Consider the following 24,814-nt stretch of genomic DNA (forward strand, 5'->3'; position numbering starts at 1 on the left):
AGCACAACACCAATCCTCTTGGAGAACAAAAAAAAACAGCACTCGCTGCCCCCCCCCCCCCCCCCCCCCAGCCCCCCCCCCCTCCCTCCCCCCTCCCCCCCCACCCACCCCCGCTCACGGGGTACTGGTTGCTCCGGAATCCAGTGCCGGCGGGCGAGCAGAGGGGGCCGGGAGCAACCGGCCGGATGGGCTCTCGACCAGGATCCGCGTGGTTGACGCGAAGCGGTGATTGTTGAGGAGGGCCCGAACCTGTTGGCACTGTTCGGCTGTCGTCGACTCACCTTAGTGCTGAGGCTCGTTCGTCCAGCTGATCGTCTGTGCTTGCGGAGTCACGGTGATTTCGAAGTACTCCAGCGGTGGTGCGCCGTCGGTGTACCACTGCGAGAGGTACTTCTCGATGTCGTCCCACAGCCGGTCCGGGCCGCCCTGACGGACCATCCAGCCGCCCGTCGCCGGGGAGAGCACCGCCCACGATCCGGCTCCGACATCGATCAGGAGGTATTCGTCCAGGCCGTCGCGGTGCAGCATGAGCTTCTGAGCCCGGGGCGCGGCGATCTGGGCGACGAAGCGAGCCGTCCAGTCGTCCAGGGCCTCCGGCCCGTACGTGGCGTCCCGGGCAACACCCGAGTCCAGGTCCGGCAACAGCCCGAGGGGCGGCGGCTGGTGGGGCCGGGCGAACATGAAGGAGACCTCGCCCCCGAGGAACCGGCCGACAGCCGTCCCGTCCTCCTGGACCGTGAGCCGGGCCAGCTCCGAGGAGTGCATCCAGCCACCCACGGTGGCCAGAATCACGCCGCCAGGCTTGGTCTGCTCGATCCACTGCGTCGGGATGGTGTGTACCTCGCACGTCGCGATCAAGCGGTCGTACGGCGCATCGGCCGGGTGGCCTACGAGTCCATCGCCGACGACGAGGTTCGGCCAGTAGCCGAGCCCTCCGAGAGCCGCGCCGGCCCGCCCGGAGACGTCCGGGTCGACTTCGATGGAGGTCACCTGCTCGTCACCGAGGAGGTGCGTCAGTAGGGCGGTGGAGTAGCCAGTCCCGGTGCCGATTTCCAGGACTGACATGCCTTCCGACACCTGGAGGTCCTGAAGCATGCGGACCACGAGGCCCGGCATGGTGGAGGAGGACGTGGGCGCTTGCAGAAGGCGTCCGTCCAACTGGAACGGAAAGATCACACCGCTGAGTTGAGTCACCAGGCTGTCGTCCTCGTACACGCGCCGGATCAGTCCCGGCTCGTCGGTGAGCGAGGCGGACCGGTACCACCCGCCATCGTCGTGCTCGAACCACCCGCCCGCGAGGAACGCTTCACGTGGGACGGCCAGCATCGCCGCCTCCCATTCGGGGCTACAGATCACCCCCTCCTCCTTGAGCTGGGCGACGAGCTTCGCCCTCAGACCCTCGGACGGCACGTCGATCATGCGGCCTCTCCGTTCTCCAGAAGGTCGGCAATCGCGGTCGTGATCGGCAGCTGGGCCGCATGCTCAAGCCATGCCCACTGGCCATTGGGGTTGCATTCCAGGAACCACCACTCGCCATCGGCGGTCACCGCGAAGTCGAACGCGCCGAACTTCAGGCCGAATTCGCGGAGGAAGAGCAGCAGAGCCGACCGGACCGATTCAGGGCACTCAACCGCCTCGTAGGTGAGGTGACGGTACGCGCTGCGCCAGTCCACCACGCCCTCCGGGGCCCTGATCAGCGAGCAGAACACCCGATCGCCCACGACCACCGCCCTGACGTCGGAGACCTTGGCCACCTGCTCCTGGAACAAGTGGGTACAGCCGGTCACCCGGTTGTCGATGTCCACCGGGTCGACCACTGCTGCCCAGATACCCGCAGATTCACCGCCGACATGGTAGGGGCCGGCATGGAGGGGCTTGTAGATCGTAGGCCGACCGGATACGAACGACCTCGCCGTGACTGGATCATTGGTGATCAAGGTTTCGGGCACGGGTAGCCCGAACCGTGCTGCGACGGTAAGTTGTTCGGGCTTGTACTCGGCTCGGGCGATGGCCTGTGGATGGCTCAGGTAGAGGCATTCAGGCAGTGCCGCGAGCACGCCGCCCAGGCCTCGGCGCGTTTCGTTCGCCGCGAAGCGGTCGGCCTGATCTTCGGTGCCGGGAAGATGAGGACTCGGCCGGCGGTGGTAGAGCGCGCGCACCCTGCCGAGTTCGGCCGCTCGGTCGCCGGCGCGTAGCGTCCCCGTCAGCCCGCCGGCGCCGAATCGAGCCGCGAGGGTGGCGATTCCGGGGAGGTCCTTCCCGGGGTCCAGCCGCAGAACGGGCACCCGGCGCCGGTTCAGCTCCGCGATGACGAGATCGGCTGTCGGGTCCTCGTGCTCGGTGGAAACGAGCACCGGGTGTCCGTTCATGGTCCTGCCTCTCAGTCCTGCGAAGCGTCGTGGCCGGAGTCGCCGTCCACCTTGCCGTCCTTGCCCTGCTGGGTCGGCGGGTAGGTGTTCACGGACGTGCCGTGCTTACCGAGTTCGGCAGGGGTCATGCTCCCGTCCTCGCCGAACCACCGGCCGGTCTGGGTCTCCGGGTCCAGGCCCGCGTACTGCCACCGCGACGGCTCGCCGTTTCGCAAGGGCATCATGCGCCCGAAGCCCCAGGGGGCGATGGGTAGGAGATCGGTAATGATGCTCAACTTTCCTCCTGTGTATTGTCGTTGGGAGGATTTACCGCTCTGGCATGCAAGACGCTACAGAGTCGAGATCAGGCCGTGAAGTGACCGCCGGTACGGGTAGCCGGCGCGAATTCCCGAAGTTGGGGGCTTTCATGAGGTCGACCCCAGGTGCATCCCTGACTGGCGGTCAGGGAAGGCCTCCGTGCTCGCGCGCGGTCAGCATCGCTGGGTACGTCTTCCGGGTGATACGAGAGCAGCTCGGCTTTACCCAGGAGGAGTTCGCAGTGAATCTGACGGTCTCGGCAGACACGATCGCGGGGTGGGAGAGTGGGCGACGTCCGCTCACGGCCGTGCCTGTCGGTCAGGTGCTCATGCTTGGCCGTCGGCTTCTGCGCATGGGCACGGCACCCGTGCTCATCCAGACATTGGAGCGGGCGTTCGAGGCCGACATGCTCCTGGCCGACATGCTCACGGAGGAGACGTATGCTCGGGAGAGTCTGATCGGATCAGTGGTGATGCGACGGGACCTTGTCGAGATCCTGGCATGGCCTCTCAGTGGGTTGGCGCCGAAGGCAATTCACTCGCTTCCGAAGCCGCCACGTGCACGAAGGGGGCCGGTGCCGGTCGGGCCGGAACTCTCCGCAGAGGACCGCGCGCGGTTCTTCACGAACATCCGGCGTACCGCTGCCGAAGCTCGGGGAGCGGACCAATTCCTCGTCCGGCGCCAAGCGCTCTACCTTGCGGGGTACGACGATCGAACCGACACACGGGAGTGGGTCGCTCAGCAGCAGCTGAACGAGCAACCTGGCGACTGGCTGGCCCGCTGGCTCAACGCTCGCTCCGTAGCCATGGTGTCCGCTCGCCACGGGGACCGGGACCGCATCAACCACTTCATCGACACAGCCCTCGCCGATGAAGCCGGCGCGATCGCGAACCTCAACTACTGGGCGTACTGGATCGGCGAAGTCGCGTACCTCGAACTCTCCGACGACTTCATCGGTGCGCCGAAGCCGGGCCCATGGTCGGGTGACAAGCTCCTGGCACACCTTGCCGAGGGCCTCGCACCTCAGCATGGATACGTGGAGCTCAACGTCCACACCGTTTGGTCCCTGCTCCAGGTTCGACCGAACCTGCTGCGCTTCGGAACCGCGGCTAACGCCCTTCGCGAGCGGCTGCCCATGATGTTGGATAGCCAGGAGGTCTCGCGACGCGGGCGACGAGAACTCGAAAGCATTCACTATGCGATCCGCCTTGCCGAGGCGTGAGAGGAGCCGGACAGTGACGGAGGACCTGAACGCGGTGGCGAGGTTCCTGTTCGAAGCCGGGACGCTCAAGCAGACCAAGCGCACAGGCTGGTGGATGGCCGGTGTCCGCGACCCCGAGTCGGTCGCCGAGCACTCCTGGCGGACCGCCCTGATCGCCTCGGTCATCGCCAAGCTCGAAGGCGCCGATCCGGCGCAGGCCGCGTTCCTGGCGGTCTGGCACGATTCCCAGGAAGCGCGCACCGGGGACGTCAACCACCTGGGCAAGAAGTACGCGCCGAGTGCGGATCCGGTGGCGGTGACGGCCGACCAAGTCGATGGAATGCCGGACGTCCTGGCCTCGACCATTCGGGATCTCGTCGCGGAGTACGAGTCGAAGGAGTCGTTGGAGGCGGTCTGTGCCCGGGACGCGGACAAGCTGGAGTGCATGATCCAGGGTGTCGAGTACAAGGCGCAGGGTTATGCGAACGCGCAGCGATGGATCGACAACAGCCGTGGCCGGCTCACCACGAAGACCGCGAATGATCTCGCCGATGCCATCCTGGCTACTGATTCCCTGGACTGGCTGCGGGCCGTTCTTGGCGAGAAGCCGATGTGACACGGTTAGCAGCAGGGTCCCTCCGGCCAGACGATCTCGACCGGCACGCCACGACTCCGGGCGAGGGCGACGACGTCTGCCGTCTCGCCCTGGCCGCGAGCCGGCAGGCCGTCCCAGACGGCAAGGAGCTTGTGGACGTGGTGTACGCCACGGCGTGAGGGATCCATGTCGGACCTTCCGATCGACATCAGATCGGACGGCACGCCATGGCTGTGTCCCGTCCCGTCACTGGAACCGAAGCCGGTCTCCTCGGGCGTCACCGGGCGCCTGAGTCGACGTGAGCAGGCCTCCCGGACGACCTCCTGCACCTCGGCCCGGGGATCGTGCCGGAGGCCCAGTAGGAGATCGCGGACTTGTCGTTCGAGTACTCCGCAACCGACGAAGCGCCGTGCCCCATGCAGGGGTGGGGCACGGCGCTCAATCTCCACACTCTGGGTCAGCCGAAGAAGGCGTCCAGGATCTGCTGGGCGGCGAGCCCTGCCGGGAGGGTGCCGGCGCGGACCTGGGTCTCCAACTCGGGGGCCAGGCGTCGCACTTCGGGGTTCTCGTGGAGGCGGGCGTAGAGCTGGTCGTGCACCATCGCCCAGGTCCACTCGACCTGCTGCTCCCGCCGCTTCGCCGCCAGGGCGCCCGTCGCGTCCAGCACCTTGCGGTGCTGCTGCAGCCGCTCCCACAGCACGTCCAGTCCCGCGCCGTCGCGGCCGCTGCAGGTCAGCACGGGCGGGGTCCACGCCGCGTCCGGTGGCTGCAACAGCCTTAGCGCGCCCGCGAGTTCGCGGGCCGCCGCCTTCGCGTCCGTCTCGTGCGGGCCGTCGGCCTTGTTGACGGCGATGACGTCCGCCAGCTCCAGCACGCCCTTCTTGATGCCCTGGAGCTGGTCGCCGGTCCGTGCCAGGCTGAGCAGCAGGAAGGTGTCGACCATCCCCGCCACCGCCGTCTCGGACTGTCCGACGCCCACCGTCTCGATGAGGACGACGTCGTAGCCCGCCGCCTCCATCACCACCATGGACTCCCGGGTGGCCTTGGCGACCCCGCCGAGCGTCCCCGAGGTCGGGGACGGCCGGACGAATGCGGCGGGGTCGACGGCGAGGCGCTCCATCCGGGTCTTGTCGCCGAGGATGGAGCCGCCCGTCCGGCTGGACGTCGGGTCGACGGCGAGGACCGCGACCCGGTGCCCCTGGCCCGTGAGCATGGTGCCGAAGGTGTCGATGAAGGTCGACTTGCCGACACCGGGCACCCCGGTGATGCCCACCCGGACGGCGCCGCCCGCGTGCGGCAGCAGCCGCTGGAGCAGCTGCTGCGCGAGCACGCGGTGGTCGGGCCGGGAGGACTCGACGAGGGTGACGGCGCGCGCGATCCAGGCGCGCGAGCCGTCCAGGACTCCCGTCACGTAGCTGTCGAGGTCGATCGTCCGCGGAGGCATGGGATCAGGCGATCACAGCTCGTGGCCGAGATCGGCCGCCAGGGACCTCAGCAGGTCGTACGCCGCGTCCGGGATGACCGTTCCCGGCGGGAAGACCGCCGCCGCGCCGGCCTCGTACAGGGCGTCGAAGTCCTGCGGCGGGATGACCCCGCCCACCACGATGGTGATGTCCTCCCGTCCCGCCGCGGCGAGTTCGGCGCGCAGCGCGGGCACCAGGGTCAGGTGCCCGGCGGCCAGCGACGACACGCCGACGATGTGGACGTCCGCCTCGACGGCCTGGCGGGCGACCTCGGCCGGGGTCTGGAACAGCGGGCCGACGTCCACCGTGAAGCCGAGGTCGGCGAAGGCGGTGGCGATCACCTTCTGGCCGCGGTCGTGGCCGTCCTGGCCCATCTTGGCGACCAGGATGCGCGGTCGGCGGCCCTCGGCCTGCTCGAACCGCTCGACCAGGTCGCGGGTGCGCTGGAGGGAGGCCGACGGGCCCGCTTCGTCTCGGTACACACCCGAGATGGTACGGATCTGGCCGGAGTGGCGGCCGTACACCTTCTCCAGGGCGTCCGAGATCTCGCCGACGGTGGCCTTGGCGCGGGCCGCGTTGACGGCCAGGTGCAGCAGGTTGCCGTCCAGTGAGCCGCCGCGCTGCGGCCCGGCCTCGGCGGACGCCGTCAGCGCGCGCAGCGCATCCTGGCACGCGGTCTCGTCGCGCTCCTCGCGCAGCCGGCGCAGCTTCTCGATCTGGCGGGCGCGCACCGAGGAGTTGTCGACCTTGAGCACGTCGATCTGCTCGTCGTTCTCCACCCGGTACTTGTTGACGCCGATCACCGGCTGGCGGCCGGAGTCGATCCGCGCCTGGGTGCGGGCGGCGGCCTCCTCGACGCGCAGCTTGGGGATGCCCGCGTCGATGGCCTTGGCCATGCCGCCGGCCGCCTCGACCTCCTGGATGTGCTCCCAGGCTCTCGCGGCGAGGTCGTGGGTCAGCTTCTCGACGTACGCGGAGCCGCCCCACGGGTCGATCACCCGGCAGGTGCCCGACTCCTGCTGGAGCAGCAGCTGGGTGTTGCGGGCGATGCGGGCGGAGAAGTCGGTGGGCAGCGCGAGTGCCTCGTCCAGGGCGTTGGTGTGCAGCGACTGGGTGTGGCCCTGGGTCGCCGCCATCGCCTCCACGCAGGTGCGGGTGACGTTGTTGAACACGTCCTGGGCGGTGAGCGACCAGCCCGAGGTCTGCGAATGGGTGCGCAGTGAAAGGGACTTGGGGTTCTTCGGGTCGAACTGCTTGACCAGCTTGGCCCACAGCAGCCGGGCCGCGCGGAGCTTGGCGACCTCCATGAAGAAGTTCATGCCGATCGCCCAGAAGAACGACAGCCGCGGCGCGAAGGCGTCCACGTCCAGGCCCACGTCCAGGCCCGCGCGCAGGTACTCCACGCCGTCGGCGAGGGTGTAGGCGAGCTCCAGGTCGGCCGTCGCACCGGCCTCCTGGATGTGGTAGCCGGAGATGGAGATCGAGTTGTACCGGGGCATCTTCTGCGAGGTGTACGCGAAGATGTCCGAGATGATCCGCATCGACGGCTGCGGCGGGTAGATGTAGGTGTTGCGGACCATGAACTCCTTGAGGATGTCGTTCTGGATGGTCCCCGCGAGCTTCTCGGGCGGTACGCCCTGCTCCTCGGCCGCGACGATGTACAGCGCGAGGACCGGCAGCACGGCGCCGTTCATGGTCATCGACACGGACATCTTGTCCAGCGGGATGCCGTCGAACAGCTGGCGCATGTCGTAGATCGAGTCGATGGCGACGCCCGCCATGCCGACGTCGCCGGTGACGCGCGGGTGGTCGCTGTCGTAGCCGCGGTGGGTCGGCAGGTCGAAGGCGACCGACAGGCCCTTCTGGCCGGCCGCGAGGTTGCGGCGGTAGAAGGCGTTGGACTCCTCGGCGGTGGAGAAGCCCGCGTACTGGCGGACGGTCCAGGGCTGGTTGACGTACATGGTCGGGTAGGGCCCGCGCAGGTACGGGGCGATGCCCGGGTAGGTCTCCAGGAAGTCCAGGCCGGCCAGGTCGGCGCCGGTGTACAGCGGCTTGACGCCGATGCCCTCGGGGGTGTCCCAGAGCAGCTCGTCGACGTCCTTGCCGGTGGACTGCCGCCAGGCGGCCTGCCACTGGTCGTCACTGACGGCGCCGTCGGCGGTGCCCGCGCCGCCGTCCAGCCCGATGCCGGTGAAGTCGGGGATCATCGGGCCGCCACCTTGGTCTCGTCGGTGCCGTCCGCACCGGTGATCTGGTCGAGGAGGGAGGTCAGGACGGCAATCGCGTCGCCCCCCGCGAAGATGAACTCGTCCACTCCGGAGGGGAGTTCGCCGAGCCGTCCGGCGAGCAGCACCCGCCTGGCGCCGGCCGCCTTCAGCGCCTCGGCCACGGGCGAGGCGTGCTCGGCGTACAGCGCGTCGCTGGAGCAGAGGCAGGCGACGGTGGCGCCGGAGGCCCGGAACGCCTCGGCGAAGGCCGCCGGGTCGACGGACTCGGCCGAGGCCGTCGCGATGCCGCCCGCCTGGAACAGGTTGGCGGCGAAGGTGGTGCGCGCGGTGTGCGCGGAGGCGTTGCCGATCGAGGCGAGGAAGAGGGCCGGGCGGGCGCCGTCGACGGCGACCCGGGCGTCCGAGCGGTCCCGCAGCGCCTCGTAGGCCTCGGCGCGGCGCACTCGCGGCAGCCCGCCGCCGGGCGCGGCCGGGGCCGGTTCGCGGACCAGCGGCTGCTCGTCCAGGTGCGGGAACTCGCTGACGCCGGTGATCGGTTCGCGCCGCTTGGCGAGCCGCACGGACCGCTCCGCCCAGGTCGCGGCGATCCGCTCGCCGATGAGGCCGGACTCCAGGGCGGCGTGCAGGCCGCCGGCCCGCTCGATCTCCTGGAACCAGGCCCAGGCGGCCCGCGCGAGCTCATCGGTCAGCTGCTCGACGTACCAGGAGCCGCCGGCCGGGTCGATCACCCGGGCCAGGTGGGACTCCTCCAGCAGGATCGCCTGGGTGTTGCGGGCGATCCGGCGGGCGAAGGCGTCCGGCAGGCCGAGCGCGCTGTCGAAGGGCAGCACGGTGACGGAGTCGGCGCCGCCGACCCCGGCGGCCAGGCAGGCGATGGTGGTGCGCAGCATGTTCACCCACGGGTCGCGGGCGGTCATCATCACCAGGGAGGTGACGGCGTGCTGACGCTGAGCCGAGGCCGCCGCGCCGGCCCCCGAGACCTCGGCGACCCGGGCCCAGAGGCGGCGCGCGGCACGGAACTTGGCGATGCCGAGGAACTGGTCGCCGTCCGCGGCGTAGCGGAACTCCAGCTGGCCGAGCGCGTCGTCGACGGAGAGTCCGGCGGCGGTCAGCGCGCGCAGGTAGGCGACGCCGGTGGCCAGGGAGCAGCCCAGCTCCTGGGCGGGGGAGGCGCCGGCCTCGTGGTACGGGAGGGCGTCCACGGTGAGCGCGCGCAGGCCGGGGTACCCGGCGGCGCAGCGGGCGGCCAGCGTCGTGGCCTCGGCGAGCAGCGTCCCGGTGCGGGCGCTCTGACCGGTGCGGGCCTGGAGGCCGAGCGGGTCGGCGCCGAGGTTGCCGGCGGCGGCGCCGGGGGAGACCTCGCGCTCCTCGTACAGCCGGAACAACTGCTCGGCGGCGTCGGTGAATTCGGGTCCGGCGTCGAGCGCCACGGCGGCCAGGTCCAGGTACACCCCGGTCAGTGCCTCGGGCAGGGCGTCCACCGGGAGGCCCGCGCCGCCGAGTTCCAGCCAGAGCGAGCTCACGCCGTGCTCCAGGTCGGCCAGCACGGCGTCGTTGGTGCGCCGGCGGTCCGGGTCGGCGTGCCGCTGGCGGACGTCCCACCCGGCCACGGCGGAGCCCTGCGGCCGGCTGCCGCGCACGAACGGCGGGAAGCCCGGGTAGCCCGGGGCGGCGGCGGTGTCCTCGGCGGTGTACAGCGGGTGGGCGCTCAGCCCGTCCTGGAGCCGGGTGGTGAGCGCCTGCTCGGCGGCGGGGCCGTCCTCGGGCTCGGCACCGGACTTGCGCAGCACGCCCTGGACGAGCTGCTGCCACTGCTCACGGTGCGCGGCCGGGAACTCGGCTGCGAGGGGGAGCCCTTCGGGCGGGACCTTCATGTGCGCAGGTTAGCGCCCGTTCGCAGGCCCGCAGGAGGGGGATTCCGTGTGACCTTTCCCTCGGTCGGGCCGATCTCGGGCACTCGCCGCGACGGGGAGTGTCATGGGGTGTCGGCGCAGGTGACACCAGGGGCGGGAGGGGGTGTCGTGACGGGTGGCAACCGGGGAGCGACCGGGGAGGCGGAGGGGAGCGGAGGGGTGGCGGCGACGGTCGGTGGCCGCGGGCGGGGCGGTTCCGGGCCGTCGCCGGCGAGCGGCGGCGTCCGAGGTCAACGCCGATGGCACGGAACGCGATCGATGTCCCGTCATGCCGTCAAATCGTCATGATCAGGGGGATTGCGGAACCCGGGCCCTCATCTATTAAGTTACTTCGAAGAAGGTGGGCGGGGCAGCACCCCCCCGTTGCTCGCCCTGCCCGCCTTCGCTGTCCCCGGTCCCGGCCGAGCCGTCCCCCGCCCCGTCCGGACCGTCCCCAGATTCCCCCGAAGGAGGGCGACCGTCATGGGAAAGCGTCGCAAGCCCAACCCGCCGAGCCGGGCCCGCATGGCGGTCCTCACCACGGCCATGGCGGCCGGCGGCGCGGTCCTCGCCTCCGGCACCGCCCACGCCGAGCCGACCCCGAGCCTCGCCTCCGTCAAGGAACAGGTCGACCAGCTCAACGAGGACGCCGAGCAGGCGATCGAGAAGTTCAACGGCTTCCAGGAGAAGCAGCAGAAGCTCCAGGGCGAGGCCAACCTGATCCAGGAGAAGGTCGCCCGCGGCCAGGAGGCGATGAACGAGCTGCGGACCCGGCTCGGCGCGGTCGCCGCCGACCAGTACCGCAGCAACGGCATAGACGCGTCGGTCCAGTTGATGCTCGACTCCGACCCGTCCGCCTACCTGGAGCGCGCCGCGGTGCAGAGCCAGGTCTCCGAATCCCAGGCGAACCTGCTCAAGCAGGCCCAGGACGAGCAGCGCAAGCTCGACCAGGACCGCGCCGAGGCCACCGCCACCCTGGCCGCGCTCGACTCGGTCGGCACGCAGCTGGCGGAGCAGAAGAAGGACATCCAGGGCAAGCTGGCCCAGGCCCAGGCGATGCTGAACAAGCTCAGCGCCGAGGACCGCGCCAAGATCAACGCCCAGCAGAACGCCGAGAAGGCCAAGGCCGAGGCCCAGCAGGCCGCCACCGCGGCCGCCAAGGACCGCGCCTCCCGCTCCGCCGACCGCCCGGACATGAACGCCCCGGTGCCGGCGGCCAGCGGCCGGGCCGCGACCATCATCGCCTTCGCCCAGGCACAGCTCGGCAAGCCCTACGGCTGGAGCATGACCGGCCCCAACAGCTTCGACTGCTCCGGCCTCACCGGCGCCGCCTACCGCGCGGCGGGCGTCAAGCTCTCCCGGATCTCCCAGGACCAGTGGAACGACGGCCCGCACGTCGACCGGGCCAACCTCCAGCCCGGCGACCTGGTCTTCTTCTACGACGACATCCACCACGTCGGCCTGTACATCGGCGACGGCAAGATGATCCACGCCCCGCGCACGGGCAAGAACATCGAGGTCCTGCCGATCTCCGCGATGCCGTACAAGGGCGCCGTCCGCCCGGCCTGACCGCGCGCCACCACCGGCCCGTTCCCGCTTCGGCGGGGGCGGGCCGTCGTCGTTGCGCGGGCATCGGTCCTCGGGTTCAAGGGGTCGTCGTGGCCGCGCCGGTCGGGGACGGGCCGCCGCCGTCGTGGCGGTGTGCCGGTCGGGGGACGGGCCGGTCAGAGCGCGGCGAGCCGCTGCAGCAGGTGCGCCGGGTCGGTGAGGCCGCAGGTCCGGCGGACGGCGGCGTCGTGGGCGTCGGCGAGGGCGTCGAGGCGGGTCAGCCGGGTGCGGCCCTGGCGGGAGAGGTGGGCGGTGATCCGGCGGCGGTCCTGGTCGTCCTGGCGCCGGTAGACCCAGCCGGAGTCGCACAGCGAGTCCACCAGCCGGCTCAGGCTCGCCTGCGGGATCAGCAGGGCCTGGGCCAGCTCTCCCATCGCGTGTCCCCGGCCGTCCGCGAGGGCGCGCAGCAGCCGCCACTGGTCGACGGTGCAGTCCTCCTCGGCCAGGGCGGCGGCGAGGCCGCCGGAGAGCCGGCGGTGGGCCAGTGTCACCAGCTCGACCAGCAGCGGCTCGGGGGCGGCGGGACGGTCGCCCGAGGTCTCACTCGTGGACGCGCCCGCGGACTCACCCGGGGACCGGTTCGCGGCCGGGCCGACGGGATCGCCGGGACGGGCGTCGATCCCCGGCGCGGCACCAGCTGCGGTCATCGGACGCTCCCTCTCCGGCCTTTCCCGATATCGGCGGTACGACGATACTCGCACCGTGAGCGTCGAGGTGAGCTTGATCGATCCGCTCGACGCGCTGCACTCGGTACGGGAGCGGGCGGCGCTTCGAGTGGGTCTCGTCGTGCCGCAGTCCGGCCCGCTCGGTCTCACCGGCCCGTCCGTGCTGGACGGGGCGCTGCTCGCCGCGCACGAGGTCAACGCGGCCGGCGGTGTCCGGGGCCGTCCGCTGGAGCTGGTGCTGGTGGACGGCGGCGGAGCGCCGGGCCGGGTCGCCGGCGAGGTGCGGCGGCTGCTGGACGCCGGGGTGCTGGACGCGCTCGCCGGGTGCCACACCAGCGATGTGCACCGGGCGGTGGAGAGCGTCGCCGCGGGCCGCACCGCGTACGTCTTCACCCCGCCGCACGAGGGCGGCTCCCGGCTGCCCGGCGTGCTCTGCACCGGCATCGACCCGTACCGTCAACTCGGCTCCGCAGTGCAAGAAGTGACTGTTCGTCACAGGATCCGCCGCTGGGCGCTGATCGGCAACGACTACATCTGGCCGCGCGCCGTCCACCGGGCCGCCGAGGGTCTCGCGGCGCGGGCCGGTGCCCGGGTGGTGCTGGAGCGGCGGGTCCCGTTCGGGGCGGTCGAGGAGATGCTCGACCCGCTGCTGGACGCGCTGCGCGCCGCCCGCGCGGACGCCCTGCTGCTCAGCCTGATCGGGCGCGACCTGGTGCACTTCAACCGGGCGCTGCGGCGCAGCGGGCTGGACCGCACGCTGGTGCGGCTCTCCGGCGCCCTGGAGGAGAACGGCCTGCTCGCGCTCGGCGGCGACGACACCGGGACGCTCTACGCCGCGATGCCCTCCTTCGCGACGCTGGCGGAGGAGTGCCGGCAGAGCCTCGCCGAGCGGCACCGGGCGCTGTGCGGCCCGTGGGCGCCGGTCCTGGACGCCTACGCGGTGGGGCTGTACGAGGGTCTGCACCTGCTCGCCGACCTGGCGGCCCGCGGGGCGCTGGCCCCGGACGGTCTGCTGGCGGCGGCCGGCCGGCTGCTGCGCCGCGAGGGTGCGGGCCGGGCGCGGATCCACCTCGCCCGGGCCGAGGGCCTCGGCTTCGCGGTGCTGCCGCACTGACTGCGGGTGCCTCCTTCCCGTCAGGTGGAATGCCGCGGCAAAACCCTTCCATCTGGAAATAGTTGCCTCTACAGTCTCCCCACACACCCGCAGGGTCGTCACGGAGAGAGAGCACCATGGCCGACACACCCGCGCCCCAGGGCATCGAGAGCTACGGCTACCAGCAGGAACTGCGCCGTTCGCTCGGCTTCACCGACCTGCTCGTCTACGGGCTGGTGTTCATGGTGCCGATCGCACCGTTCGGCATCTTCGGCGGCGTCTTCCAGGGCTCCGGCGGCATGGTCGCCCTGGCCTACGTCCTCGGCATGGTGGCGATGATGTTCACCGCCCTGTCGTACGCCCAGATGTCCCGGGCCTTCCCGATGGCCGGCTCGGTGTACACCTACGCGGGCCGCGGCATCGCCGCCCCGGTCGGCTTCCTGTCCGGCTGGATGATCCTGCTCGACTACGTGCTGGTGCCCGGACTGCTCTACCTGATCGCCGGCGTGGCCATGAACTCGCTGGTGCCGTCCGTCCCGGTCTGGCTCTGGCTGATCGGCTTCGTGCTGCTCAACACCGTGGTCAACTACCTCGGCATCGAGACCACCAACCGGGTCAACAAGGCGATGCTGATCGGCGAACTCGTCGTGCTGGCCCTGTTCGTGGTGGTCGGGGTCATCGCCCTGGCCAACGGCAAGGGCCGGGGCTTCGACTTCACCCCGCTGTACGACCCGCACACCTTCTCGTGGAGCCTGGCCTTCGGGGCGGTCTCGATCGCGGTGCTCAGCTTCCTGGGCTTCGACGGCATCTCCACCCTCTCGGAGGAGAACCGCGACTCCGCCAAGGCCATCGGCCGGTCCATGGTCGCCGCACTGCTGCTCGCGGGCACACTGTTCATCGTGCAGACCTGGGTCGCCTCGCTGCTGGTCGCCGACCCCGACGCGCTGATCCGGGACGGCGACCCGAACGGCACCGCCTTCTACGACGCGGCCCGCACCGCCGCCGGCGGCTGGCTCGCCACGCTGACCGCCGCCTCCACCGCCGTGGCCTGGGGCTTCGCCAACTCGCTGGTCGCCCAGGCGGCCACCTCCCGGCTGCTGTACGCGATGGCCCGCGACCGCCAACTGCCCGCCTTCCTGGCCCGGATCCACCCCACCCGCCGGGTGCCTGTCAACGCGACCCTGCTGACCGCCGGGATCTCGCTGGTGCTCGGCCTCTTCATGGCCTCGCGCGAGGACGGCATCACCCTGCTCAGCACCCTGGTCAACTTCGGGGCGCTGACCACCTTCCTGGTCCTGCACGTCGCCGTGGTCGTCCACTACCTCGTCCGCAGGCGCAGCAAGGACTACTGGCGGCACCTGATCGCCCCGGCGCTCGGCTTCGCGATCCTCGCGTACGTGGTCGTCAACGCCAACATCGCGGCCCAGCGGCTCGGCTTCGTCTGGCTGCTCGTCGGCGGGATCGTGCTCGCCGGGCTGACGGCGACCGGGCGCAAGCCCCGGCTGGCCGTCGCCGAGGCCGATTCCGCCACCGACGATTCCGCCACCGACGGTGCTGCCGCCACCGCCGCCGCCCCGAACGCCGCCACCGCCAAGGAGAAGAAGTGAGCCTGCCCGAGATCGTCCGGCTGAACCCGACCCCGGAGGACTACGCCTACACCTTCGGCGGCCGCGCCCCGCTGGTCACCGTCCGGCCCGGCACCGTCATCGAGCTGACCACCGAGGACTGCTTCGGCGGCAAGGTGCGCGGCACCGGCGACCTGCCCAGCCAGGTGTGCGTCTTCCCCTACCTCAACCCGGTCACCGGCCCGATCGCGGTGGCCGGCGCCGAGCCCGGGGACGTCCTCGCGGTGCACTTCGTGGAGATCACCCCGGCCCGGGAGTACGGCATCTCCAGCACCTTCCCGCACTTCGGCGCGCTGACCGCGACCCACTCCACCGCGATGCTCCACCCGCCCCTGGAGGAACGGGTCTGGGTCTACGACCTGGACGTCAAGTCGGGCGTCTGCCGGTTCCGGGCCCGCACCGGCGACTTCACGGTGGACCTGCCGCTCGACCCGATGCACGGCACGGTCGGCGTCGCCCCGGCGGCCGGCGAGGTGCTGGCCTCCATCACCCCGGGCGCGCACGGCGGCAACCTGGACACCCCCGAGATGCGGGCCGGCACCACCGCCTACTTCCGGGTCAACGCCGAGGGCGGCCTGCTCGCCATCGGCGACGGCCACGCCCGTCAGGGCGAGGGCGAGGTCTGCGGCACGGCGGTGGAGGCGGCGATGCGCACCACCGTGATCGTCGACCTGATCAAGGGCGGCGGCCCGGCCTGGCCCCGGCTGGAGAACGACGACTTCCTGATCAGCACCGGCTCGGCCCGTCCACTGGAGGACGCGTTCCGGATCAGCCAGCACGACCTGGTCGGCTGGACCGGCGAACTGCTCGGCCTCGACCGGCTCGACGCCTACCAGCTGGTCAGTCAGGCCGGGCTGGCTCCGGCGGCGAACGTCTGCGACACCAACTACACGATGGTCGCCAAGCTGCCGAAGAACCTGCTCGGCCGGGCCCGCGCCTACGACGGGTTGCACGACCGCCTGCGCGAGACCGCCGGGGCGTACCTGCGGCACCGGTAGCGGCGCCCCGCCGGTCCGGGCCCGCGGAACCGGACGCATCGGCCCGGACGTACTGGCCCGGACGTACTGGTCCGGATGTGCCGGTCCGGATGTACCGGTCCGGACGTGCGGGCCCGGACGCACGACTCCGACCCGCGGGTTCGCCCGCGCGGGTCAAAGTCCCGGCAAATCCCACGGACCCCCACCACCCCCACCCGGGGCCCGTCGGCACCCCCACGCCGACGGGCCCGCGGGGGAGCCCCGGGATGTCTCAGGGGTGCGGCGCGCAGACCAGCAGGTACGGGAGCAGCGGTAGCACCGACACCCCGAACCGCCAGACCGGCCGGCGCCGTCCGCTCCCCGGCCGGGCCAGCCGCCGGACCCGGGCGAGCACCCCGGTGGACGCCACCCCCAGGGCCCCGCCGGCCCCGTTCCCGTTCCCGGCCCCAGCGGCCGGATCCGGGCCGCTGGTCGCCAACGCGCAGAGGGCGGACGCAAGTTCGTCGCGCGAAGCCCGCTCCAGCGCCGCGTCGTCCGCCGCCATCTCCAGCAGCAGCGCCACCTCGGAGCGCCCCAGCCGGGCCAGCGGCAGCGGCCCGAGCAGCAGCGCGAAGGTGTCGGCCGGCAGCCGGAACAGGTGGTGGCGGCCGCGGATGTGCCCGTGCTCGTGCGCGACGGCCGCCGCGAGCTGCCGCTCGTCCAGCAGCCGCAACGCCCCGCGCGACAGCACCACCCGGGAGCGGCGCCCGGGCAGGCAGTAGACGGTCGGTCGGCCGTGCTCCAGCACCAGCGCGTCCCAGCGCCGGTCCGGTACGCCGACCACGTCCAGTACCGCCCGATGCCGTCGCCGGTCCCGTCCGGTGCGCAGACCGACGGCCGTCACCAGCGCGGCGAACAGGGCCCCGCCGACGGTGAGCAGCCACCAGTCGTGGGTGTGCGGCAGACCCGGCCCGGCCGGTTCGCCGTGCGGGGGGTGCCCGAACAGGCCGAGCAGGTCGAGCAACCCGAGCAGCCCGAGCAGTCCGGCCGGCCGGTGGGCGAAGGGCTCCACCGCGTGGTGCGCGGTGAGCAGCAGGGCCACCGTGAACGAGGCCATCAGGGCGAGCCAGAGCGCCGCGCCCGCCGCCGGACGGGCCTGGAGCCGGACGGAGCCGGCCAGCCGGCGGGGCAGCAGGACGCCGGTCACCAGCAGGTGGAGGCAGAGCACCGCGAGGGTCACTCAGGGCCCCGGGACTTCACCTGTTCGAGGGCGGCGAGCAGGGCCGAGGCCTCGTCCCCGCTGATCCGGTCGACGAAGTGGAGCAGTGCGCCCGCCCGGTCGGGGGTGGTCTCCAGCGCCTGGTGCATCAGCCGGGCGGTGTACTCCTCGCGGGTGCAGGTGGGTTCGTACACCCAGGCGCGGCCGACCTTGTCGCGGCGCAGCCAGCCCTTGGTGTGCAGGATGTCCGCGACCGTGGTGACGGTGGTGTACGCGACCGCCCGTTCCCGCTGGAGGTCGTCCACCACCTCGCGCACCGTGGCGGGCCGGCCCCAGGACCAGAACCGGTCCATGATCTCGGCCTCCAGATCGCCGAAGCCCCGTAGCACCGCCCTCTTCTCCCTCGCCGAGCCGACCACCGGCGCCTTTCGCCCGCCGGAACGCGGCCCATGGTACGGCGAGCGCCGGGGGGGGGGCAAACAGAGGAAGAGGGGGGGGGAGAGGGGGGGCGCAGGGGGAGGCTAACAGGGCCCAGGAGGGGATGGGAACGGAAAAGGAGGGCACGGGGACGGCCCAGGAGGGCAAGGTAGGATCACGCGCTCTCTGCGGGGGGGGGGAGGCGGACGGCCCCCTCCTTCCCGCCGCGGGTGGTGCCCAGGTGGTGGTCGGCGGGTGTGCAAGCCGTGTCGGAAGCCGCCCGCCAGGGCTGGAATCGTCGGACACACCCCAGGACGGCCACCCGCCCGGGACTCAGGACAGCCGCCGCCCGAGCGGGATGCGGGAGCGGGTGAACAGCGCCGCGAGCAGCCCCGCGACCACCGGCAGCAGCAGCACGATCAGCAGCAGTTCGCCCCAGGGCGCGGTGATCAGCGCCGGCTTGGCCCCGAACCCGCCAGCCCGGGACTTCAGCAGCCCCACCGCCGGCACGAAGCCGTTGACCGCGCCGAGCAGTGCGCCCAGCAGGGCGATCAGCGTGCACTGGAGGCCCGCCATGCTCCGCCGGATCCGCGGCGGCGCGCCGACCGCGGCCAGGGTGGCCTGGTCCTGCCGGGAGTCGGCGGCCGCCAGGCCGGTGGCGATCCCGGCCGCGCCGAGCACGACCAGTCCGGCGAAGCCGGTGAGCGCCAGGGTGAGCGCGTCGCTCTTCGGCTGGTAGCCGCGTTCCACCTCCAGCGTGGAGAAGCGGTCCAGCCGGGCGGCGGCCGCCTCGGCCCGTTGCTGCGCCTTGCGGTCGGGCGGGGTGGCGGGCAGCCAGACCGAGCCGGTCGGCCGGGCGGCGAGCCCGAGTCCGGGCAGCGCGGAGGGCAGTGCCAGGCCCTGGGCGAAGTCGGCGGCGGCCGGGTTGTCCACCAGCACCGCGTCGACCGGGACCTCCTGCAGGTCCGGCTTGGGTATCTCGCCGGGCTGCAGCGGAGCGCCGCCCCCGCCGCGCAGGATCATCACGGCCTTGCCGTCGGCGCCCACCAGGGCCCGGTCGAAGACCAGCAGCTTCCCTGCGGCCAGCGCCTGTTCGGCAGCCGGGTCATGGATGCCGAACAGGTTGTGCAGCACGGTCGCGTCACCGGTGGCGAGGTGCGGCGGTGCGCCCAGGCCGCGCCGCTCCGGCGGGCCCTTGAGCTGGACGGTGCTGGCGCAGTTGTCGCAGAAGCGGTACTCAACCTGGCCGAGGTCGCCGCGCGGGCCGAGCCCGGACAGCTGCTTCTCCAGCTCGGCGCGCTCCTCGGCGAGCCTGGGCCCCTCGACGTGGCTGGTCAACTGGACGGCGCCGTAAGGGGCCTGGGGCCGGTAGTCGCGCCGGTTCTCGGCGTCGGTGCTGGTGGTGTAGACGCCGATGGCGACGGCCCCGGCCACCGCGGCCATCACCGCGGCCACCGCCGGAGCGGTGCGCGAGCGGTGCCGGGCGGAGTCGCGCAGAGCCAGCCGGGGGCCGAGCGGCAGCCGGCCGGCGGCCCGGCCGATCAGCGCGATCAGCATCGGGGTGCACAGCAGCAGGCCGAGTTCGGCGATCACCGAGCCGCCGAGCACGGTGAGGGTACGGGTGTCGTAGCCGCCGACGCCCGGCTGGTCGCGCTGCACCGAGGCCGCGCCGTACATCGCGAGCACCGCGCCGAGGGCGAGCAGTGCGACGCCGGACACGGTGACCAGGCGGTTGGGTCCGCGGACGGTGTCCCGGCCGGTCAGCCCGGCGGTGACGCTGCGCCGGGCGGCCTGCAGCGCGGGCAGCGCGGCCGCGAGCAGCGCGGTGACCAGGCCGATCCCGGCGATGGCGATCAGGTCCAGCGGCGGTACGGCGAAGTGGCCGAAGCGCGCGCCGCCGATCTGCTCGATCCACGGCCGCAGCACGGCGACCACCGCGGTGCCGAGCACCACGCCGACCACCGCTCCGGCCGCGCCGAGGACCAGGCCGCCGCCGAGCACCACCGCACCGACGTGGGCACGGCTCCCGCCGGCCGCGCCGAGCAGGGCGAGCTGGCGGCGCGAGCGGCGGGCGCCGACGGCGAACGCGGGCCCGGCGAGCAGGGCGACCTCCAGCAGGGCCAGGCCGGTGACGGTGGCGACGACCATCCTGGTGTTGTTGGCGGCCGTCGGGTCGCTGTAGCGGTGGGCGTCCCGGTAGTAGGGGACGGCCTGCTCCGGCGGCGGGGAGAGCGCCACCGAGCGTGCCGTGAGCGTGTAGCCGTGGGCGTTGAACCGCTGCACCTCGGACCAGCCGAGCGGGGCGCCGGCCGGCAGCCGGACCAGCCAGGCGGACCGGGCGGCCGAGGGCTTCTGCGCCGTGGGTCCGGCGGCGGCCAGCGCGGTGTTCAGCGGGTCGACCAACTCGCCGGGCCGGGCGACGAGTTCGACCCGTCCCAGCTCGCCCGGGTGCTCCACGACACCGGTGATGGTGAAGGTGGTGCCCTCCAGGCCCTGGACGGTGGTGGTGGCGCCGGGCCGGAGCCCGGAGCGGTCCAGGAAGGCCCGGGTGACGGCCACCTCGTGCGGGGCACTCGGCGCGGGGCCCTCGACCAGGTCGAGCCGGCCGCGCCAGACCGGGTCGCCGAGATCGGCCTCGGTGGTGAGGGTGCGGACCAGGCCCTCGGGCGAGGTCGCGCCGGCCTCCGGACCGGGCCGGGCCGGGGTGAGCACGCTGCCGGGCGGCAGCAGGGAGGCGACCAGGGCGGCCGGGTCGGTGCTCGCGCCCTTCGCCTGCTCGGCCGTCGGCTGCTCCCCGGGGCGGGGCTGGACGGAGAAGGCGCCGTCCTCGGCGATCGGGGCCTGCTCGACCGTCTGGCCCGGGTCGAGCGAGGTGACCAGGGCGTCCGCGCCGCCCACCACCCGCTCGACCCGTTCGGCCGGGGTCAGCTGCCCGCTGCGGTGGACCACGTCGGCGCCGGTGACGCCGAGGACGGGCAGTGCGATCATGGCGGCGATCAGCGCGCTGCGGCCCTTGGCCCGCAGGGCGTCGCGGCGGGCGATGCGCAGGGCGACCCGCCAGGCTCCGATCCTCACGGTGCCACCTCGCCGAGCACGCCGGTCGGGTGCACCGCGGCGAGGCGGGCGGAGGACCGGCGGCCGGGGGTCTCCGAGGCGACCGCGCCGTCCCGCAGGTGGACCACCCGGTCCGCCCAACTGGCGTGGGCCGCTTCGTGGGTGACCATCATGGCGGCGGCGCCGGCGTCGCAGCGGGCGCGCAGGACGGCGAGCACCGCCTCGCCGGTGGCCGAGTCGAGGGCGCCGGTCGGCTCGTCGGCGAGCACCAGCCGGCGTTCGCCGATCAGGGCCCGGGCGATGGCGACGCGCTGCTGCTGGCCGCCGGACATGTCGTCCGGGAAGCGGTCGGCGAGTTCCCCGATGCCCAGCTCCTCCAGGGCGGCCAGCGCCTCGCGGCGGGCTCGGCGTCCCGGGACGCCGTCGAGTTCGCGCGGCAGGGAGATGTTCTCGGCGGCGGTCAGGGCCGGGATCAGGTTGTAGTCCTGGAAGACGTACCCGATCGAGCGCCGCCGCAGGTCGGCGAGCCTGCCGCGGCCGAGGCCGCCGAGCGCGACCCCCTCCACCAGCACCTCGCCGTCGCTGGGCTGGTCCAGCCCGCCGGCCAGGGTCAGCAGGGTCGACTTCCCGGAGCCGGACGGGCCCATCACGGCGACGAACTCGCCCGGGTGGACGGCCAGGTCGATGCCGCGCAGGGCGTGCACCTCGGCGGCGCCCCGCCCGTGGACGCGGGTGACGCCCGCCAGGCGCAGGACGGGTGCGGGCCGGGTCGGATCGGTGTGGGACACACTTCCCCCTCGTGAGCTGCTCAACTGCATATGTCGGTGAACTATATATGCCGGAGGACGTGCTGCGCGGCGGGGTGGTTCCCGGAGGTTTCCGGATGGTTCTCCGGCGGGGGCGATCGGGGTCGGTCAAACTTCTACAAAGCTGTCGAGGATGTGGGCGAAAACCCGGCCCGGGTCGTTCGGGGGCGGTCTATGCTCGGGGCGGCTCGCGGCTCGCGGTTCACCGCTCGGGGGTCCGTGCCGTGTCGTGTCGCCGAGCGCGTCACCCGACGCGCGGTCAGCCCCGTGTGCGGCAACCGGCGGGGGGTCGGTACGACCGCCCTGCGCGCCTACCCGTCGGCCGCGGGGGCGATGGCCATCATCGAGGTCGTCAAGACCGCGCGCCGAACCGTCGGCGGTGCCGACCGCACGTCACCGCCCGCCCCGCACGGACGGTCGGTGGGCGGCGGCTCGCCACCCGTCCGTCCCCTCCTCCCGTGAAGGAGGTGCCGTCGTGCACACCCTGACCACCGTCGACTTCCTCGTCCGGCTCGCCACCGGCGTCGCCTGCGGCGCGCTGATCGGCGTCGAGCGCCAGTGGCGGGCCCGGATGGCCGGCCTGCGCACCAACGCCCTGGTCGCCGCCGGCGCCACCCTCTTCGTGCTCTACAGCGAGGCCGTCGTCGACACCGGCAGCCCCACCAGGGTCGCGTCGTACGTCGTCTCCGGCATCGGCTTCCTCGGCGGTGGCGTCATCCTGCGCGACGGCGCCGGCGTGCGCGGCCTCAACACCGCGGCCACGCTGTGGTGTTCGGCCGCCGTCGGGGTGCTGGCCGCCGCCGGCAAACTGCAGCTGGCCGTCCTCGGCACGCTCGCCGTGCTCGCCGTCCACCTGGTGCTGCGCCCGGCCGGGCGACTGCTCGACCGGGCCCCGCAGTCCGGCAGCGACCCGGACTCCACCAGCCGCGCCACCATCCACCTGGAGTGCGACCGCAAGTCCGAGACCCACATCCGGGCCCTGCTGCTCCAGGCCCTCGCCGCCTCCGGACTCGCCCCGACCGGTCTGCGGGCCCGCCGCACCGACAGCGGGGACGCCACCAGCCTGCGGGCCACCGTCGCGATCACCGGGTCGGTCGCCCCGGCGCTCGAACAGGTCGTCACCCGGCTGTCGTTGGAGCCGGGCGTGCGCGACCTGCACTGGCACCTGGAGGACGAACCGGAGGACCCCGGCAACCCGGCGCTCGCCTGAGGCCGTAGCGCCGAACACCGTAGAGCTGTCGCCGTGCCGCCGTGCCGCCGTGGCGCCGAAGGCCCGGCACACCCCGGAACCGCCGCCCGACCCCACCCGAACCGACTGGAGGCCCGATGCCGACCCCCGACCCCGAGCACGGGCCGCTGGTTCCGATGCTGCTGGTGCTGACCGTGGTCACCGGAGTGGTGGACGCGGTCAGCTACCTCGAACTCGGCCACGTCTTCGTCGCCAACATGACCGGCAACGTGGTGTTCCTCGGCTTCGCCCTGGCCGGTGCGGCCAACCTCTCCGCCACCGCCTCGCTGGCCGCCCTCGCCGCGTTCCTGCTCGGCGCGCTGGCCGGCGGTCACCTCGCCCGTCGCCTGCCCGGTCACCGCGGCCACCTGCTGACCGTCGCCGTCGCCGTCCAGTCGGCGCTGGTCGCGGCGGCCACCGTGCTGGCGGCCGTGGCCGGCCACACCGGCGACCCGGCCCGCTACACCCTGATCGGGCTGCTCGGCTTCGCCATGGGCGGCCAGAACGCGGTGGTCCGCGCCCTGAAGGTGCCCGACCTGACCACCACCGTGCTCACCATGACCATCACCGCCCTGGCCGCCGACCGCACCGGCCCCCGCCGCCTCGCCTCCGCCGTCTGGATGTTCGCCGGCGCCCTCCTCGGCGCCGTCCTCGTCCTCCGTGCGAACGTCCCGCTCGCCCTCGCCCTGGCCCTCGCGCTGCTCCTCGCCGTCGCCGCCCTCACCCACCGCGCGGCCGGGTCCACCCCCGCCCCGGCCTGGACCCGCCCCCGCTGACCGGGCGGCGACGGCCCCCCGGAGCCGCGGTCCTCCCGGTACGCTGTCGTCCCGGCAGGCCGCGGCCTGCGGATCGTCGTGAGGGACAGGGGAGTTGCATGGGCGCCAGCGCCTGGTCGTACGCGGTTCCCCACCGGGAGGACCTCCAGGCCGCCCTGGACGCGCTGAGGGAGAAGGTCTTCAGCGAGGACGAGTCCTACCGGGAGGAGGGGCTCGGATCGCTCGCGGAGCTCATGGTCTCCGGCCGGCTCGACGAGCAGGGAGCCCACTCCGTGCTCGACGTGGTCACCGTGGTCCACTGCGCCGTCGACGAGGAGGACCACGGCGACGTCCGGGTGGTGGAGGGTGCCGAGGTCGTGGAGCTGTTCGGCACCGGCCGGCCTTCGCTGGACATCGTCCGCGCCGCCGAGGAGAAGGGCGTGGGTGACATCGACTTCCCGCCCTCCTTCCGGGGCTCGGGCTGCTGCACGGTCACCTACGGGCCGGACGGCGCTCCTGACGGCCTCTACTTCTGGGGCGTCACCGGCGACTGACGGGCCGGGCCCCGGGCCCGGTCAGTCCTCGCTGCGGTGGCCGGCGCGGCCGCTCCAGCGGGGTTCGAGGCGGGCCCAGCCGGTGCTCCAGGCGGTCTCGGCGCGGCGGTCGAGGGCGTGCAGGCGCAGCCGGAGGGCGAGCGCGAGCAGGGCCAGGAGAGCGAGGAGGGCTCCGGCGCCCGTGCAGGCGGCGGAGACCGCGAGGGCCGCGCGGTCGGCCGGGGGAGCGGAGACGGCGCCGGCCGGGTCGACCCAGACGGGGACGTGGCTGCCGGTGACGGCGGAGTGCGGGGCCTGGACGGTGCCGACGTGCCGGGTACCGTCGGGGGCGGTCCAGGCCGCGTCGGCGTCGATCCGGTTGCTGTAGCCGCCGGCGAAGCGGCTGCCGGCGGCGGTGGCGCGGTCCGGGACGCCGCGGACCACGGCGTCGACCTGCTGCAGCCGTGCGCGGTCGGTGTCGGCCAGGTGGGCGGTGGAGCGGTAGAGCAGCAGGGAGCCGCCCGCGGCGAGGGCGAGCGCGAGCACCGCGCCGAGCAGGGCGGACAGCCAGGCGCGGGCCCGGGAGCGGTCGAGGGGGCGGACGAGCGGCTCGTGCCGGGCACCGAGGGCCCGCCGCAGCTGTCGGCCGGCGCGTCGGGGGAGCGACGCGGGCCGGGCCGGACGGGGTGTGCTGGACACGGTGAGGGCTCCTCAGGGACGCGGGGGCGCGGGGTGGTTCCCGCCCCAATGTCCCCCCGGCGGGCCTCCGCGCACAAGACTCGTGCGCGCCCGGAGGATCGCCAGGGCCGC

Annotated in this window: 21 protein-coding genes; 9 read left to right on the forward strand and 12 right to left on the reverse strand. The window is 73.0% G+C overall.

Annotated features, from left to right (window positions below):
- Positions 1-282 precede the first annotated feature (282 nt).
- Genes tgmC through tgmA form a run of 3 tightly spaced genes read right to left on the reverse strand, consistent with a single transcriptional unit; the run spans position 283 to position 2,644 of the window.
- Positions 283-1,419 carry an ATP-grasp peptide maturase system methyltransferase gene (tgmC, locus tag ACFVGO_RS05015; protein WP_380553564.1) on the reverse strand — a complete coding sequence of 379 codons (1,137 nt, stop codon included), beginning with the start codon at positions 1,417-1,419 and terminating at the stop codon, positions 283-285.
- On the reverse strand, positions 1,416-2,369 hold the full coding sequence (gene tgmB / locus ACFVGO_RS05020; RefSeq protein WP_380630886.1) for an ATP-grasp ribosomal peptide maturase: 954 nt from the start codon (positions 2,367-2,369) through the stop codon (positions 1,416-1,418). The genes tgmC and tgmB overlap by 4 nt, the downstream gene beginning before the upstream one ends.
- Positions 2,370-2,380: 11 nt before the next feature.
- Entirely contained in the window at positions 2,381-2,644 is a 264-nt protein-coding gene (gene tgmA / locus ACFVGO_RS05025; RefSeq protein WP_359898754.1) for a putative ATP-grasp-modified RiPP, read from the reverse strand.
- Positions 2,645-2,763: 119 nt separating this feature from the next.
- On the opposite strand from tgmA, the gene ACFVGO_RS05030 reads away from it, so the two are divergent.
- Both ACFVGO_RS05030 and ACFVGO_RS05035 read left to right on the forward strand, forming a co-directional pair.
- Positions 2,764-3,888 carry a helix-turn-helix domain-containing protein gene (locus tag ACFVGO_RS05030; protein WP_359898861.1) on the forward strand — a complete coding sequence of 375 codons (1,125 nt, stop codon included), beginning with the start codon at positions 2,764-2,766 and terminating at the stop codon, positions 3,886-3,888.
- A gap of 13 nt (positions 3,889-3,901) precedes the next feature.
- Positions 3,902-4,483: an HD domain-containing protein gene (locus ACFVGO_RS05035; RefSeq protein WP_359898752.1), complete on the forward strand. Its 582-nt coding sequence runs from the start codon at positions 3,902-3,904 to the stop codon at positions 4,481-4,483.
- A gap of 436 nt (positions 4,484-4,919) precedes the next feature.
- Here the strand turns inward: ACFVGO_RS05035 and meaB are convergent, their stop codons facing one another.
- The 3 genes from meaB to mutA are packed head-to-tail and all read right to left on the reverse strand — an operon-like array spanning position 4,920 to position 10,027.
- Positions 4,920-5,906, reverse strand: coding sequence for a methylmalonyl Co-A mutase-associated GTPase MeaB (meaB, locus tag ACFVGO_RS05040; protein ID WP_359898750.1), 987 nt, complete (start codon positions 5,904-5,906; stop codon positions 4,920-4,922).
- Between the two features lie 12 nt (positions 5,907-5,918).
- Positions 5,919-8,132, reverse strand: coding sequence for a methylmalonyl-CoA mutase (gene scpA, locus ACFVGO_RS05045; protein ID WP_380630887.1), 2,214 nt, complete (start codon positions 8,130-8,132; stop codon positions 5,919-5,921).
- A complete protein-coding gene (gene mutA, locus ACFVGO_RS05050; RefSeq protein ID WP_380630888.1) occupies positions 8,129-10,027 on the reverse strand; it encodes a methylmalonyl-CoA mutase small subunit in 1,899 nt (632 codons plus the stop codon). The genes scpA and mutA overlap by 4 nt, the downstream gene beginning before the upstream one ends.
- A 501-nt stretch (positions 10,028-10,528) precedes the next feature.
- On the opposite strand from mutA, the gene ACFVGO_RS05055 reads away from it, so the two are divergent.
- Positions 10,529-11,614: an NlpC/P60 family protein gene (locus ACFVGO_RS05055; RefSeq protein WP_359898744.1), complete on the forward strand. Its 1,086-nt coding sequence runs from the start codon at positions 10,529-10,531 to the stop codon at positions 11,612-11,614.
- Between the two features lie 155 nt (positions 11,615-11,769).
- Here the strand turns inward: ACFVGO_RS05055 and ACFVGO_RS05060 are convergent, their stop codons facing one another.
- The gene (locus ACFVGO_RS05060) at positions 11,770-12,300 is read right to left on the reverse strand and encodes a MarR family winged helix-turn-helix transcriptional regulator (protein ID WP_359898742.1); all 531 of its coding nucleotides are present in this window, start codon (positions 12,298-12,300) and stop codon (positions 11,770-11,772) included.
- A 55-nt stretch (positions 12,301-12,355) separates the two neighbouring features.
- Here ACFVGO_RS05060 and ACFVGO_RS05065 point away from each other — a divergent pair, with 55 nt between their 5' ends.
- The 3 genes from ACFVGO_RS05065 to ACFVGO_RS05075 all read left to right on the forward strand — a co-directional run bounded on the left by ACFVGO_RS05065 (position 12,356) and on the right by ACFVGO_RS05075 (position 16,034).
- Positions 12,356-13,432 carry an ABC transporter substrate-binding protein gene (locus tag ACFVGO_RS05065; RefSeq protein WP_380630889.1) on the forward strand — a complete coding sequence of 359 codons (1,077 nt, stop codon included), beginning with the start codon at positions 12,356-12,358 and terminating at the stop codon, positions 13,430-13,432.
- 116 nt (positions 13,433-13,548) lie between these two features.
- Entirely contained in the window at positions 13,549-15,018 is a 1,470-nt protein-coding gene (locus ACFVGO_RS05070) for an APC family permease (protein ID WP_380630890.1), read from the forward strand.
- Complete coding sequence (locus ACFVGO_RS05075; protein ID WP_380630891.1) at positions 15,015-16,034, forward strand: acetamidase/formamidase family protein; 1,020 nt, start codon at positions 15,015-15,017, stop codon at positions 16,032-16,034. The genes ACFVGO_RS05070 and ACFVGO_RS05075 overlap by 4 nt, the downstream gene beginning before the upstream one ends.
- A 250-nt stretch (positions 16,035-16,284) precedes the next feature.
- On the opposite strand, the gene ACFVGO_RS05080 is transcribed toward ACFVGO_RS05075, so the two are convergent.
- The 4 genes from ACFVGO_RS05080 to ACFVGO_RS05095 all read right to left on the reverse strand — a co-directional run bounded on the left by ACFVGO_RS05080 (position 16,285) and on the right by ACFVGO_RS05095 (position 21,500).
- Positions 16,285-17,232, reverse strand: coding sequence for a M56 family metallopeptidase (locus ACFVGO_RS05080; protein ID WP_380630892.1), 948 nt, complete (start codon positions 17,230-17,232; stop codon positions 16,285-16,287).
- The gene (locus tag ACFVGO_RS05085; protein WP_359898734.1) at positions 17,229-17,600 is read right to left on the reverse strand and encodes a BlaI/MecI/CopY family transcriptional regulator; all 372 of its coding nucleotides are present in this window, start codon (positions 17,598-17,600) and stop codon (positions 17,229-17,231) included. The genes ACFVGO_RS05080 and ACFVGO_RS05085 overlap by 4 nt, the downstream gene beginning before the upstream one ends.
- Before the next feature lie 361 nt (positions 17,601-17,961).
- Complete coding sequence (locus ACFVGO_RS05090) at positions 17,962-20,703, reverse strand: FtsX-like permease family protein (RefSeq protein ID WP_380630893.1); 2,742 nt, start codon at positions 20,701-20,703, stop codon at positions 17,962-17,964.
- A complete protein-coding gene (locus ACFVGO_RS05095) occupies positions 20,700-21,500 on the reverse strand; it encodes an ABC transporter ATP-binding protein (protein WP_380349624.1) in 801 nt (266 codons plus the stop codon). The genes ACFVGO_RS05090 and ACFVGO_RS05095 overlap by 4 nt, the downstream gene beginning before the upstream one ends.
- 463 nt (positions 21,501-21,963) lie before the next feature.
- Between ACFVGO_RS05095 and ACFVGO_RS05100 the strand changes: the two genes are divergently transcribed.
- From ACFVGO_RS05100 to ACFVGO_RS05110, 3 genes are all read left to right on the forward strand, one after another.
- Positions 21,964-22,698 (forward strand): MgtC/SapB family protein, encoded by a 735-nt coding sequence (locus ACFVGO_RS05100; protein ID WP_359898728.1) that lies wholly within the window; start codon positions 21,964-21,966, stop codon positions 22,696-22,698.
- Positions 22,699-22,814: 116 nt separating this feature from the next.
- Entirely contained in the window at positions 22,815-23,492 is a 678-nt protein-coding gene (locus ACFVGO_RS05105) for a YoaK family protein (protein WP_359898726.1), read from the forward strand.
- Positions 23,493-23,590: 98 nt separating this feature from the next.
- Positions 23,591-24,025 carry a hypothetical protein gene (locus ACFVGO_RS05110; protein WP_359898724.1) on the forward strand — a complete coding sequence of 145 codons (435 nt, stop codon included), beginning with the start codon at positions 23,591-23,593 and terminating at the stop codon, positions 24,023-24,025.
- Between the two features lie 21 nt (positions 24,026-24,046).
- Here ACFVGO_RS05110 and ACFVGO_RS05115 read toward each other — a convergent pair whose 3' ends face one another.
- Positions 24,047-24,703 carry a DUF3592 domain-containing protein gene (locus tag ACFVGO_RS05115; RefSeq protein ID WP_359898722.1) on the reverse strand — a complete coding sequence of 219 codons (657 nt, stop codon included), beginning with the start codon at positions 24,701-24,703 and terminating at the stop codon, positions 24,047-24,049.
- Positions 24,704-24,814: the final 111 nt, after the last annotated feature.

It is taken from the genome of Kitasatospora sp. NPDC057738 (genome assembly GCF_042798815.1).
GTDB lineage: Bacteria > Actinomycetota > Actinomycetes > Streptomycetales > Streptomycetaceae > Kitasatospora > Kitasatospora lactacystinica.